The organism is Winogradskyella ursingii (assembly GCF_013403975.1).
GTDB lineage: Bacteria > Bacteroidota > Bacteroidia > Flavobacteriales > Flavobacteriaceae > Winogradskyella > Winogradskyella ursingii.
Genome location: NZ_JABFDH010000002.1, coordinates 144,128 through 157,816, shown reverse-complemented (window position 1 = coordinate 157,816; position 13,689 = coordinate 144,128). Strand labels below are relative to the sequence as shown.

The window sequence follows — 13,689 nt, the reverse complement described above, 5'->3', positions numbered from 1 at the left end:
AAAATGTCATATAGAGACGAAGATTATAGAACTTACGGAGGTGTTAATTTCACCGAACACTCGGGCGAAGATTTTAGTGACTATTCTAAAAAAGACTTAAAAAAAATATGGCGTGCAACTCTAAACAAAGGCATACATGGCATTTGTTTTAGTATGTATGAAGATGGACAAAAGCCAGGAGATACTATTACTGCAGAACAAGTAGAGCGTAGGATTGAGATTTTAAAACCCTATACAAAATGGATCCGTTCTTTTTCGTGTATAGAAGGAAATGAGCATATACCAAAATTAGCCCATATGCATGGCTTAAACACTTTAGTTGGTGCTTGGCTAAGTGATGACCTTGAGAAAAATGAAGAAGAAATAGAAGGTCTTATTAGATTAGGAAAAAAAGGAACAGTTGATATTGCAGCAGTTGGTAATGAGGTTTTGTATCGTGAAGAACTAACCTTAGATCAATTGCTCGAATATATGAAACGTGTGAAAGAAGCATTGCCAAATATACCAATAGGTTATGTTGATGCTTATTACGAATTTTCCAAACATCCAGAATTGGTCGAATATAGTGATGTGATTTTAAGCAACTGCTATCCATATTGGGAAGGGTGCCATATTGATGGGGCGTTTGCACATATGCAGCAAATGTTCGGGCAAGCTTCTGATGCTGGTAAAGGAAAAAAAGTGATAATTACAGAAACAGGTTGGCCCAATAAAGGAGGAAATATAAAAGGTGCGGAATCTTCAGAAGAAAATGCAATAAAATATTTTATAAACGCACAACGTTGGTCGAAAAAACACAACATTGATATGTTTTATTTTTCGTCCTTTGACGAATCTTGGAAAACTGGTGAAGAAGGAGATGTAGGGGCATGTTGGGGTTTATGGGATAAATATGAGCGATTAAAATTTTAAATTATAAAATTGATCATATTAATAAGCGCATGGAAACACAACATTACCACAACATTATTCATTTATACATTGTCACGAACTTTAAAGAATTGATTTAACTGCCCATGTTTATTGAGTCTTTAAACGAGTAAATAATATTTTGATGATGTATAAGGTTTGTTAAGGTATTATTACGAATAATGTAATTTTCATTCTTTATCTTTATAATATTACGATTTTGAATAGATCAAAATTGAATTTTAATTAATCATTTAAATATTTAACTATGAAAAAAATTACTTTTATTTTATTATGCATAACCTTTTTGGGATACTCCCAGAACAACGTTTCTGTTGACGAATCTAACATTACTAGAGGCTATATCAATGCATTTAATATATCGGACGGCACTTTTGCCTTTGGTTTTGATTACAATGATTTGCCTACATTAAAGGCAACATTCCCAACGAGTACTTCAATTAGTTTAGCACCTAATTTTCAAATTTGGGATAACAACGATGCTACACCTTGTGGTGAGTCCTTCTGTTCAATGTGGAATCCTGATTGGTTTTCATCTCCAATGGTTCCAAATAAAGATGTAGAATTAAACGCATTTGCTGAGGATAATTCACTAGCTGGCTCTGATTTAAATTTTAGTGGGACCGTAACAGCTAATACCTTAGACGCTGGCTACTCAGCTATTGCCTTTATCAAGACTTTAGATCCAAATAACGGTTTTGCCACAGTAACAAACAATACTGTTGTTTTGCCCGCATCTGGCGACTTCACGGTCAGCGCTTCTGCAGCTGAATTACAATCTGGATTTATAATTCAATATGGTTACTCAGTATTTGGTGTAATTGCAGATCCAGCTCAAGAACCAGCTTTGGGTACGATAGATATTGATCAATTGGTGTTAAGTACAAACAGTTTTGATCTAGAAGATTTTACCGTTTCACCGAACCCAACAAACAATGTTTGGAATGTTAGGACTAACAACCAAAACATTACATCTGTAGCTGTATTTGATTTATTAGGTAAGGAAGTGATTAGAATAGAGCCTAATGCAACTGAAGCTAATATTGATGCTTCAGGTTTTGCTGATGGCATTTATTTAGCTAAGATTGCCTCTAATAACGGAACAAAAACAATAAAATTAGTTAAGGAATAATCCCCAGTAATTAGATTAATATTCAAAAGAAGGGCGTACACGGTACGCTCTTTTTTTATTTCAAAACATTTGATCTAAAATAAGCAATCACCTTTAGGTAAAATATGTCTCTTTTCCGAGGTGAGAACACTTAAAGTTATAAAGCGTAAGAGGTCATTCTAGGAAAACTTTAAAGGATATCAGTTATAACCATACAAAAACCATACATAGGTTATTATACTGGAGTTGTGGACTAGAAATGAGTTATATTTAAAAATGTAAATGTGGTTATTGATCTTAGATAAAATTAAATTAAAAAGTTAGCACTTAACTTTTTAATTTATAATTTACTTGGGTTATTTTTTACAATCTTAATCAAACTTACCTTTATTAACTTATCTGATTAAAGCACAGGTTTAAAATTGAAGTAATAATGATTTTGATAAACTTTATGTTTAACAATTAATACTTCAATTATGAAAAAAATTACTTTATTAACGTTTATCTTAATTGGTTCCTTCTGCTACGCGCAAGAGCTAGTAACCAATGGCGATTTTGAAACCGGTGTTGCTACACCATGGTATGGCAATGCTGCTAATGCTGTCGATGATGGTAGCGGCAACTTTGTGAATGAAGCAAATATTACAGCTGCAGGTACACCTTTCTCTGTTAATTTGAGTCAAGAAATAGTCTTAGAAAGTGGCAAAACTTATGAGATTACATTTAACGCATATACCGATACAGCAACAGGTACAAGAGGTATGGTAGTAGGACTTGGTCAAACTGCTGATCCCTTCAGTGCGAATTTAGTAAATCCTAACCCTATTTTAATTGAAACATCTCAAACATATACATACTCTGTAACGGTTGACTACGGTGATGCAGTACCAGATAGAGTCATATTCGATATGGGAGCAGAAACTGGATTTGTTTTTATCGATAACGTTTCAGTTCAAGAAACTGTGGACTTATGTAATGATGGTATTTTGAATAACGGTGAAACAGAAATCGATTGCGGCGGACCAAATTGCGACGCATGTCCAAATCCGCCTACTACGGCTGCACCATTGCCACCAGCCAGAGATCCTGCTGAAGTGTTTGCCGTTTACAGTGATGCATATACCGCAGAAAGTTCTTCGATTGGTGCTTTTGGAGGAGGAAGTATAGATGATTATATGGTTGGCGGTGATAATTTTCTTCAATTGTCCGGTGCTCCAGGTGCTAATGTTCAATGGGAGTTTGGGATTCCTAATGGTGTAGATTTAAGTGGATTCACACACTACCATATGGATTATTTTTTTGAAGGAGATGTTCCAGATCCTGGAGCTATTTTTCAGACTATAATTCAAGGTTTTGATAATAATTCTAATTTTACAGGTAATACACTTCATAATGTTACACCAACAGTTACAGGTTCTTGGCTTTCGTTAGATATACCAATCTCTACTTTTAATGGAGGTGTAAATGTGAGAAATAATGTTGGACAAATGCAACTGGTAATGGCAGGTCCAGAATTTGGGCCAACATATATTGATAATGTTTATTTCCATAATAATACAGTCTTGAGCACCAATGAATTCGAATTAATTGATTTCACCGTTTCTCCAAACCCAACAAATAATGTTTGGAATGTGAGAGGCAATGATCAAACAATAACCTCTGTAGTTGTATTCGATTTACTAGGTAAGGAGGTTATAAGGTTAGAGCCTAAGGCATCAGAAGCAAATATTGATGCATCTGGTCTAACTAATGGAATATACTTAGCTAAGATTTCATCTATTAACGGTACAAAAACCATTAAATTAGTTAAGGAATAATTTCATTGATTTTTAAAATCAAAAAAGGTCTGATATGTATCAGACCTTTTTATTTTATTTAATAACTTATATTTAGTTGTCGTCGTTGTCTATCTCGTCAACAGCGTCTTCGACAGCTTTACCTGCTTCTTTAGTTTCTTCAACCGCATTGTCAATAGCTTTGCCTGTTTTTTCCATTGCACCTTCTGCAGCTTCTTCTACATCGTTTCCAGCATCTTTTGTTTCTCTACAAGAGTTAAATGATAATCCCAGCAATGCAACTAATGCCATGCTTAATACAACTTTTTTCATTTTAATTGAGTTTAGTGTTAATTAATAGTGTCGCTAAAATACTAATAACATAGAAATTTTAACATAATTTCATTAGTAAAAAGATTCAGCTGTTCTATATACGTATATAGTTAAGTATTTGGATTACGACACCCTTTTGGCTTTCAACATATTTTCTGTTGATATTTCCCTGTTTATGGCGAAGTTCAGCATTGTGCAGCAATTCTGTGATCTCACGATTAAAATCAACTGAATTAATTATGCTGGTTATTCCATTTAATTGTATTAATGCTTTCGCTTCGGGAAATTTATCATAGTTTTTTCCAATTAAAATAGGTATGCCAAAAACAGCAGGTTCCAATACATTGTGCAAACCCGTTTTTCCAGCGGCACCACCAACATAAGCAATCTCTGCATAGCTATATACTTTGCTCAAATAGCCAATGGTATCTAAAATAAAGACATTAAATTTACTCAAATCTTTCCCGGTTTTATCTGAAAATGTAACCACATTCGAATTGAGCTGCGCTATAATTGCACTTATGTATTTTGAATTTACATTATGTGGAGCTATTATAAATTTATAATCCTTATCTGAATTTGAATTGATAAAATCCAAAAACAAGGCATCATCCTCTGGCCAAGTACTGCCAAAAACGATACAAAGTTCGTCGTCTATAAATTCTTCGATAAAGTCAATCCTATTATCTGCTTTTAGTTGATTTGAAACGCGGTCAAAACGTGTATCGCCAGATACTGACACAGCATTATAATTAATGCTTTCCAATAATGATTTAGAACTTTCATTTTGTGTAAAAATATGCTCAAAAGCGAATAGGGAAGACCTCATAAAACCACCATACCATTTAAAAAAACGCTGGTCTTTCCTAAATACAGCTGAAATCAAGATAGCTTTCAAATCTCGCTTTTTCACTTCTAAAAGAATATTTGGCCAAATATCATACTTCACAAAAATGATATAATCTGGATGTACCAAATCAAGAAATCGTTTGGCATTTACTTTGGTATCTAATGGTAGGTATACCACCACATCTGCTAACTGCGTATTTTTTCTTACCTCATAACCTGAAGGTGAAAAAAAAGACAAGACAACTTTGTGATTAGGATATTCCGTTTTTAAAGCTTCAAAAACTGGTAACCCTTGCTCATATTCTCCAAGAGAAGCGCAATGAAACCAAAATGTTTTGTCATTATTTTTAATGTTTTTTTTGAGCGATTCAAACGTTTGACTCCTCCCAAAAACACCTTGCTTAAGTTTGGGATTAAATAACGCAATTGCCTTTATAAATAAGCTTGCTAGTTGAATTCCTATGGAATAAAGTATATTCAAAAACTAAGATTTATGCTAAAATACATTTCTTTCAATTAAATGCATTGGGATAGCGATTACAATTTCGTATTTTCGCTAAGAGCCTAGTGCAGTAACCAGATTCTTAAAGTAAGCTTCAGAATGAAAAAAATTCAAATGGTTGACCTCCAAGGTCAATACGCAAAAATAAAAAATGTAGTAGACCCTTCCATTGAAGAGGTCATGAATAGTGCAGCATTTATTAATGGTCCCAAGGTGCACCAATTTCAAAAAAATCTTGAGGATTATTTGGATGTAAAGCATGTAATTCCGTGTGCTAATGGAACCGATGCTCTCCAAATAGCCATGATGGGTTTGGGTTTAAAACCAGGTGACGAGGTTATTACTGCAGATTTCACATTTGCCGCAACAGTAGAGGTGATTGCTTTGTTGCAGTTAACGCCTGTATTGGTAGATGTAGATCCTATAACCTTCAATATTGATATAGATGCAATAAAGAATGCAATTACACCAAAAACTAAGGCTATCGTTCCAGTACACTTATTCGGACTTCCGGCCGAAATGGATACTATTTTAGAATTAGCAAAAGAGCATGGTTTGTATGTTATTGAAGATAACGCACAGGCAATAGGCGCCAACTATACCCATAGTGATGGGTCCAAAACAAAAGCAGGCGTATTGGGCGATGTAGCTTCAACGTCTTTTTTCCCATCCAAAAATTTAGGATGTTACGGAGATGGAGGCGCAATCTTTACCAATAACGATGATCTTGCACATAGCATTAGAGGAATTGTAAACCATGGAATGTATGAGCGTTACCATCATGATGTAGTTGGTGTAAATTCCAGATTAGACTCTATACAAGCGGCTGTTTTAGACGCTAAATTACCTCATCTAGATACATATAACAATACTAGAAGAAATGCGGCTAGAAAGTATAATGAGGCTTTTAAGAATCATCCAAACATTACGATACCAAGTGGTGCCAAAAATTGTGAGAACAAAGGCAATATTTGTGATACTTGTGATTGTCATGTGTTTCACCAATACACTTTAAATTTAAAGGATGTGGATAGAGATGCTTTGTTTGCCCATTTACAGGAAAATCAAATTCCATGCGGAGTCTATTATCCAATTCCGTTACACCGACAAAAAGCTTATACGGATGAACGCTACAACGAAGCCGATTTTGAAGTGACGAATGAATTGGTTAAATCTGTGATTTCTTTACCAATGCACACTGAACTTGACGATGAGCAAATCGATTTTATCACCACAACTGTATTAAATTTTATAAATAAAAACTCATAAGATGAAAAACTTACTCATTGTTTTCGCATTATTTATCTCTATATCCATTACTGCGCAAAATACCTATCTGCACTGCGGTAAGCTAATTGACACCAAATCTGGTAAAGTACAGACAGAGATGACAGTTATCGTCTCAGGGAATAAAATAACATCAGTAGAAAATGGATACGTTAATTCAAATAGTTCCAAAGACACAGTAGTCGACTTAAAGTCAAAAACTGTGATGCCTGGTCTTATAGATATGCACGTGCATATTGAAGGTGAAACCAATCCAAAATCATATTTGGAAGATTACACATTGAATGATGCCGATGTGGCTTTTAACTCTATAAAGTATGCTGAGGTCACATTAATGAACGGTTTTACAACCGTTAGGGATTTGGGTGGATCTGGCGTAAACGTGGCACTGAGAAATGCCATAAATGCCAATAAAGTTAAAGGCCCTAGAATTTTTACAGCTGAAAAATCATTGGCAACCACTGGTGGCCATGCAGACCCGACCAACGGAGCCAAACTCAAACTTATGGGTGATCCTGGTCCAAAAGAAGGTGTGGTAAATGGAGTAGAGGATGCCAAGAAAGCGGTGAGGCAACGTTATAAAAATGGAGCAGATCTAATTAAAATAACTGCAACGGGAGGTGTATTGAGTGTCGCTAAGAGCGGACAAAACCCACAATTTACCATAGAAGAAATTAAAGCCATATGTGAAACCGCCAAAGATTACGGTTTCCATGTTGCAGCTCACGCTCATGGAGATGAAGGTATGCAACGTGCTATATTAGGTGGTGTAAAAACCATTGAGCACGGCACATTAATGAGTGCTGAAACTATGGAAATGATGAAAAAGCACGATGTGTATTTGGTTCCTACGATTACAGCCGGAAAATTTGTTTCAGAAAAGGCCAAAATAGACGGTTATTATCCAGAAATTATTGTGCCTAAGGCATTAGATATTGGACCGAAAATTCAAGATATGTTTGGGAGAGCTTATAAAGCTGGAGTAGGTATTGCCTTTGGAACCGATGCTGCAGTATTCTATCATGGAGATAACGGAAAAGAATTTGGGTATATGGTTGAAGCAGGAATGCCAGCCATGGAAGCCTTGCAAAGTGCTACAGTAACCAACGCCATGATCCTTAAAATGGAAAATGAACTTGGGCAAGTAAAGGAAGGCTTTTTTGCAGACATTATTGCAGTTGATAATGACCCGACTAACGATATCTCAACAATGCAGAACGTTAGTTTTGTGATGAAAAATGGCGAAATTTATAAGAAATAGAACATTTTTTTGAATTTCCAAAATATTAAAATCTCAGGTATTGATAATATGTATTACGAATACTACAATTCTAATGATGCCTGGTTTTCAATATGATAATCTAAAATTAACTTAACATTATTTAACATTCTATTCTTGACATTGGTAAATAGTCTTCGTTGTTTTGTAATTAATGATAATTGATTACAATGAAACTGATAAGCATAAAAAGACAAACAAAACTTGAAGGTCGTTTTACCAAAAAGATGGGTGCGTTAACTACAAATGTTACCTATATCAAGAAGCAATTTTTAAATATCCCAATAAAAACGCTTCATAAATACCGCGAAACTTACTACGGAGAAATTAAAGATTGTGAAGACTGCCGTTTGGCACGTTAAGCCTCGGTATTTAATTCTTTATTTTTGTCATTGTTGAATATTCCTGTGAATAACAACATCAATATGCCTGTTGTAACAGAGAGGTCTGCTACGTTGAATATTCCTGTTTTAAATACGCCACCTAAATCAATAAAGAAAAAATCGGTGACTTGACCATAAACAATCCGATCAAACACATTTGCAATACCACCGCCAATGATACAACAAAAAGCAATTAGACTTAACCGGTCTAATTCTTTGGTTTTAACGATGTGATAAATGACATAGCCTAAAACTACAGTTGGCAATATGAGTAAAAAAATGAGTTTCAATGTCGGATTCATATCACTTCCCATACCTAAGAAAGCACCTTTATTTTCAACCCAAATCAGCTGAAAATACTCTCCTATAACATCAATGGTTCTTCTTGGCTCTAAAGTGTTTCTAACTACAATCTTGGAAATTTGATCAATAGCTATATTGAAAATAATTAAAAGGGTAATAAATAGATTTCTATTCAAAGCAGTTTTTTTAGGAGTTGTTTGCAATTTTTGCGGAGGCAGTTTCAACCTCACGATTTATTTTTCTAACCAAGCCTTGTAGAACATTTCCTGGTCCAACTTCGGTAAAATGAGTGGCTCCATCAGCAATCATTTGTTGTATGGATTGCGTCCATCGTACAGGTGCAGTTAATTGAGACATTAAGTTAGCTTTTATCTCGTTTTCATCAGTTACAGCAGATGCTATAACATTTTGATATATAGGGCAGCTTGGTTTGTTAAATGTTGTATTCTTTATCGCAGCAGCCAATTCCTCACGTGCAGGTTCCATTAATGGAGAATGAAATGCACCACCAACTGGTAACACCAAGGCACGTCTCGCGCCTTCTTCTTTTAATGCTTCACAAGCATTATTGATGGCTTTAACTTCACCAGAAATTACTAATTGTCCTGGGCAATTATAATTTGCAGCTACCACGACACCTTCAGTTGTGGCACAAATCTTTTCAACAATATCATCATCCAGTCCCAAAACAGCAGCCATGGTGCTAGGTTCTTTTTCGCAAGCTTTTTGCATAGCCAGGGCACGTTGAGATACTAATTTAAGTCCATCTTCAAAGGTTAGAGCTCCGGCAGCAACTAAAGCAGATAATTCTCCGAGTGAATGTCCTGCCACCATATCTGGTTTAAAATTTTCACCCAAAGTTTTAGCTAATATTACAGAATGCAAAAATATTGCAGGTTGCGTGACTTTCGTTTCTTTGAGGTCTTCGGCAGAACCGTTGAACATTATATCCGTGATGGAAAATCCTAAAATGTTATTAGCTTTTTCAAATAAATCTTTTGCTAATGATGATGTGTCGTATAAGTCCTGTCCCATTCCTGTAAACTGGGCGCCTTGACCTGGAAATATATATGCGTTCATAGTTACAAATTTGTGTTGCAAAAATAGGAATAAAAATGCAATCGGTTATTAGTCGCAATAGCAGTTTTTGGCTGAAATTACATGGACTATAAATAAAGTCTGAGAATACAAATTTTACGAACAGGCCGCTTCAGCACAACGTTCGCCATCCATAGCAGCAGAAACAATGCCACCGGCATAACCACCACCTTCTCCACACGGAAATAAATTAGTTATTTCTGGATGTTCTAAAGTTTCCTTCCTGGGAATGTTTACTGGTGATGATGTGCGTGACTCTACGCCTATAACGTTGGCGTCTTCCGTATAGTAACCTTTCATTTTTTCGCCAAAGGATTTAAATCCTTTTCGTAAAGAACTGCCAATTAATTTAGGAAAAAGTGAATGCATCGGTGCCGAATTTAATCCAGGCTGATATGAAGTGTCATTCAAGCTTGAAGATAATTTACCTTCAACAAAATCAGTGAGGCGTTGAGCAGGAGCAGATTGTGATCGTCCACCAGCTGTAAAAGCTAATGTTTCAAAATCTTTTTGAAATTCTAACCCTTTTAATTCACCGAAACTCTCATATTTATAAAGGTCTTTTTCGGCATTGATCTCTACCACAATACCAGAATTTGCAAATTTATTATTTCGTTTGGAAGGTGACATACCATTTACCACAACTTCGCCATGAGCAGTTGCAGCGGGTACAATAAATCCACCAGGACACATGCAAAAAGAATAGACACCTTTGCCATTAATTTGCTCAACCAAACTATATGATGCAGCAGGCAATAAGTCGCTTCGAGGTTCACCTTTGCAATGGTACTGAATGCCGTCAATAATTTGCTGAGGGTGTTCTACTCGAACACCCATGGCAAAGGATTTTGCTTTTAGTGCAATTTTTTTATCGTTTAATAAATAAAAAATATCACGCGCAGAATGGCCTGTGGCCAATATCAATTTTTCAACTTCAAATTCTTCGCCAAAAAGCGTTTTTATAGAATTAATTTTATTATTCTGAATTTTGAAATCCGTTACCCGAGTTTCAAAATGGATTTCACCTCCATATTTTAAAATGGTTTCCCTAATATTTTGAACCACTTTTGGTAATTTATTAGTTCCAATATGTGGGTGCGCATCTACCAGTATTTGGTCTGTGGCTCCATGAAAGACCAGGTTTTCGAATATTCTACGTACATCGCCTCGCTTTAAACTTCTGGTGTATAATTTCCCATCGCTATATGTTCCTGCACCACCTTCTCCAAAGCAGTAATTAGAATCTTCATTTACAAAATGATCTTGATTGATGGCTTTCAGGTCGCGTCTTCGATCCTTTACGTTTTTACCTCGTTCTAACACTATAGGTTTAAAACCCAACTCTATACAGCGTAAAGCAGCATACATTCCGGCAGGTCCAAATCCGACAATGTGAATGGGTTTTGCATTTGACACATCGTTATATGCAAACTTATATTCGGAGTCCTTTGGCACTGGCTCATTGATGTAAACTTCAACTTTATAGTTGAACATAATGTTGGGTTTACGCGCATCAATGGATTTTCGCAGGGTTTTTATACCTGAAATTTCTGTAGGTTTAATGCCCAAATCATAAGCGGCTTTATTGAGCAGACCATTGGGTTGAGCTTCTTCTTTTAGAGAAATTCTAATTTGGAAAGTTTTTACCATTGATAAAAATTAGTGATTATTATAAAATCAATAGCACATATCTTTAAAGGTTAAAAGATCTGCTACTTCAAAATTGGCTTTTACATCAAACTCATTATTCGCCAATTTTGTACAGATAAGTTGCAATATAAACTCGTCAAATTTTACGGAGGTATTGGTTTCAAAATGTTTTATTCCTGCAATGATCAATCTTTTCTTAACGCCTTCACTGGTTGGTTCGAGGTCTAAAGCTTTCTTTAAATCCTTTACAGCTCTATTATATTGTTTGTTTATATAGTAAAGAAATGCTCTAAACACATAATAATCGTCAATATTAGGTTGCTTTTTAATTAATTTATTAATTGCATTTAGAGATTTTATATACTGTTTTGATTCAATAAACTTTTTATTGTCGTAATAATAACTGTAATTGATCATCTCTTGTTTTGGCGCCATCAACTTGTTTCTAATGCTATAGAAATCTTTGTCATGAAAAAAACCAATAGACTCACTATAAGTGCGCTTTATTTTTCCAGTCGAATAGTATTCAATGTTGTTATTGACCCTATTATTTTTATAGACCTCTTTCCTTTTGAGAAAACCCATGTTGGAATTATATTTCCAAGTTCCTATACGACTGCCATTATTGTAAAACCCTTTATTATTTAATTTTCCGTTTGTATAGTAGCTAAATTGTTGTGCGTTTTGTAAACCATTTTTATAATTCAGGATCTGCTCAATTTCTCCAGACTCATAATAGATTTTTACTTCTCCTTCTAATTTACCTTTTATTAATTTTCCTTTCCTGTATTTTGTACCGTTGATGTAGTAATCAATAAATTGTCCGGAATAGGGTAAATTTCCGTAATACCAAGTACCCAATTTATTTTTCAATTGAGCTAAACTAGGTATTTTCTTTAGTTCGAGTGATCTTTCTAAAAAAGCCTTTGTGTTTATATAAGTAATCTTACCATAATTACTATACCCAAGTTTTTTAATTTCATTAATATCTGTTTCGTACCAAATTTTTGCAATGTGCGCAGTATCGATTGAAGACTTTTTCCATGTGAAAGGTTCTGTATAAGGAATACTGTCTACTATCAATAGGTTTTTTGACTGGGAAACAGAAGAAAAACCTACAAATAAAACTAGTAATTGTAATACGGACCTAAACATAATCTATTTCCTCAAATAAGTAATAAAAGAAAACGAAAAGGCATGATCACCGTCACTCTCATGTTTTGTTCTGGTAACCTCTTCCCATTGCGATGTGTCTATTTCTGGGAAAAACGTATCAGCATTATCAAAAGAGGCATGGACACGTGTTAACTCAATTTTACGAGCAAAAGGCATCGCTTGCTTGTAGATTTCACCACCGCCAATTATAAAAGGTTGGTCATCAGCTCGGGCAGCATCTAATGCGTCTTCAAGATTATGGACAACGATAACTCCAATCGGTGCCTTATAGTTAGGCTGTCTTGTAATTACTACGTGTGTCCTGTTTGGTAATGGTTTAGCAAAACTTTCATAAGTTTTGCGTCCCATAATAATATGATGGCCACTCGTCAGTGATTTAAAGCGTTTTAAATCATCACGTAAATGCCAAATTAGGTCGTTATCCTTACCAATGGCATTGTTTTCGCCAGCAGCAACAATCATTGTAAGACCACTAGGCTTTTTTTTTCCTGAACTCACTACATCACTCGGCGCGATTTGGTTTTGATTAGCTGGACTTTCTTTTACAGGTAGTTGTTTTTTTAATTTTTCGATACGTTTTTTCTGTTGATCGACTAATTTATCCAATTGCTGTTTTTCCCACTCCTTTCCCATAAACTTATGAGTGATAAATACATTTATAAAATGATAGATGAAGAGAAATAGCCAAGCAACTATAGCATAAACGAACCAATCTATTCCAGCAATCTTAAAATTCTCACCAATTCCTAATACAGTATTTGCTAAAATCAAGAAAACAGCACCGATCAAAAAGATGACAAAATGAATGTATAATCGCTTTTTTTGTTTAATACGTTTTTGCGCATTTTCAATTAGCTCTAACTGGTCTTTATCTATGGTTGAGGTTTGTTTTTTCTTACCAAACATAATTGTTAATTTATAAGATAAAGGTAAGGCATTTTTACTAAAACGATATAGCTTTTCAAAGATTGAAATAGGGTGATGTTTTCGAAAACGATTTAGTTGAAAATCAA

General features: G+C 34.9%; 13 protein-coding genes. 6 read left to right on the top strand and 7 right to left on the bottom strand.

What is annotated here, in order from left to right; translation table 11 throughout:
* Positions 1–3 precede the first annotated feature (3 nt).
* The 3 genes from HM983_RS15845 (at position 4) to HM983_RS04490 (ending at position 3,858) form a co-directional block, all read left to right on the top strand.
* Positions 4–912 (top strand): glycoside hydrolase family 17 protein, encoded by a 909-nt coding sequence (locus tag HM983_RS15845; protein WP_246277457.1) that lies wholly within the window; start codon positions 4–6, stop codon positions 910–912.
* Positions 913–1,177: 265 nt separating this feature from the next.
* The gene (locus tag HM983_RS04495) at positions 1,178–2,062 is read left to right on the top strand and encodes a T9SS type A sorting domain-containing protein (RefSeq protein WP_179344211.1); all 885 of its coding nucleotides are present in this window, start codon (positions 1,178–1,180) and stop codon (positions 2,060–2,062) included.
* Between the two features lie 455 nt (positions 2,063–2,517).
* Positions 2,518–3,858: a T9SS type A sorting domain-containing protein gene (locus HM983_RS04490; protein ID WP_179344210.1), complete on the top strand. Its 1,341-nt coding sequence runs from the start codon at positions 2,518–2,520 to the stop codon at positions 3,856–3,858.
* A gap of 72 nt (positions 3,859–3,930) precedes the next feature.
* Here the strand turns inward: HM983_RS04490 and HM983_RS04485 are convergent, their stop codons facing one another.
* Positions 3,931–4,149, bottom strand: a complete 219-nt coding sequence (locus tag HM983_RS04485) for a hypothetical protein (RefSeq protein ID WP_179344209.1) — start codon at positions 4,147–4,149, stop codon at positions 3,931–3,933.
* 94 nt (positions 4,150–4,243) lie between these two features.
* A complete protein-coding gene (locus HM983_RS04480) occupies positions 4,244–5,479 on the bottom strand; it encodes a 3-deoxy-D-manno-octulosonic acid transferase (RefSeq protein ID WP_179344208.1) in 1,236 nt (411 codons plus the stop codon).
* 120 nt (positions 5,480–5,599) lie between these two features.
* Between HM983_RS04480 and HM983_RS04475 the strand changes: the two genes are divergently transcribed.
* From HM983_RS04475 to HM983_RS04465, 3 genes are all read left to right on the top strand, one after another.
* Positions 5,600–6,769, top strand: coding sequence for a DegT/DnrJ/EryC1/StrS family aminotransferase (locus HM983_RS04475; RefSeq protein ID WP_179344207.1), 1,170 nt, complete (start codon positions 5,600–5,602; stop codon positions 6,767–6,769).
* A gap of 1 nt (position 6,770) precedes the next feature.
* On the top strand, positions 6,771–8,048 hold the full coding sequence (locus tag HM983_RS04470) for a metal-dependent hydrolase family protein (RefSeq protein WP_179344206.1): 1,278 nt from the start codon (positions 6,771–6,773) through the stop codon (positions 8,046–8,048).
* Positions 8,049–8,236: 188 nt separating this feature from the next.
* A complete protein-coding gene (locus HM983_RS04465) occupies positions 8,237–8,428 on the top strand; it encodes a hypothetical protein (protein WP_179344205.1) in 192 nt (63 codons plus the stop codon).
* Here HM983_RS04465 and lspA read toward each other — a convergent pair.
* From lspA to HM983_RS04440, 5 genes are all read right to left on the bottom strand, one after another.
* Positions 8,425–8,928 (bottom strand): signal peptidase II, encoded by a 504-nt coding sequence (gene lspA, locus HM983_RS04460; protein ID WP_179344204.1) that lies wholly within the window; start codon positions 8,926–8,928, stop codon positions 8,425–8,427. The genes HM983_RS04465 and lspA overlap by 4 nt on opposite strands.
* 10 nt (positions 8,929–8,938) lie before the next feature.
* Positions 8,939–9,832: an ACP S-malonyltransferase gene (gene fabD / locus HM983_RS04455; protein WP_179344203.1), complete on the bottom strand. Its 894-nt coding sequence runs from the start codon at positions 9,830–9,832 to the stop codon at positions 8,939–8,941.
* A gap of 114 nt (positions 9,833–9,946) precedes the next feature.
* Complete coding sequence (locus HM983_RS04450; protein WP_179344202.1) at positions 9,947–11,500, bottom strand: NAD(P)/FAD-dependent oxidoreductase; 1,554 nt, start codon at positions 11,498–11,500, stop codon at positions 9,947–9,949.
* A 27-nt stretch (positions 11,501–11,527) separates the two neighbouring features.
* Positions 11,528–12,583, bottom strand: a complete 1,056-nt coding sequence (locus HM983_RS04445) for a hypothetical protein (RefSeq protein ID WP_179344088.1) — start codon at positions 12,581–12,583, stop codon at positions 11,528–11,530.
* Positions 12,584–12,658: 75 nt separating this feature from the next.
* The gene (locus HM983_RS04440; RefSeq protein ID WP_179344201.1) at positions 12,659–13,582 is read right to left on the bottom strand and encodes a dihydrofolate reductase; all 924 of its coding nucleotides are present in this window, start codon (positions 13,580–13,582) and stop codon (positions 12,659–12,661) included.
* Between the last annotated feature and the right edge of the window lie 107 nt (positions 13,583–13,689).

Bases quoted from the DNA above. Each gene is read 5' to 3' on its own strand.
- HM983_RS15845 (WP_246277457.1), top strand. From the start codon at position 4: ATGTCATATAGAGACGAAGATTATAGAACTTACGGAGGTGTTAATTTC.
- HM983_RS04495 (WP_179344211.1), top strand. From the start codon at position 1,178: ATGAAAAAAATTACTTTTATTTTATTATGCATAACCTTTTTGGGATAC.
- HM983_RS04490 (WP_179344210.1), top strand. From the start codon at position 2,518: ATGAAAAAAATTACTTTATTAACGTTTATCTTAATTGGTTCCTTCTGC.
- HM983_RS04485 (WP_179344209.1), bottom strand. From the start codon at position 4,149: ATGAAAAAAGTTGTATTAAGCATGGCATTAGTTGCATTGCTGGGATTA.
- HM983_RS04475 (WP_179344207.1), top strand. From the start codon at position 5,600: ATGAAAAAAATTCAAATGGTTGACCTCCAAGGTCAATACGCAAAAATA.
- HM983_RS04470 (WP_179344206.1), top strand. From the start codon at position 6,771: ATGAAAAACTTACTCATTGTTTTCGCATTATTTATCTCTATATCCATT.
- HM983_RS04465 (WP_179344205.1), top strand. From the start codon at position 8,237: ATGAAACTGATAAGCATAAAAAGACAAACAAAACTTGAAGGTCGTTTT.
- fabD (WP_179344203.1), bottom strand. From the start codon at position 9,832: ATGAACGCATATATATTTCCAGGTCAAGGCGCCCAGTTTACAGGAATG.
- HM983_RS04450 (WP_179344202.1), bottom strand. From the start codon at position 11,500: ATGGTAAAAACTTTCCAAATTAGAATTTCTCTAAAAGAAGAAGCTCAA.
- HM983_RS04440 (WP_179344201.1), bottom strand. From the start codon at position 13,582: ATGTTTGGTAAGAAAAAACAAACCTCAACCATAGATAAAGACCAGTTA.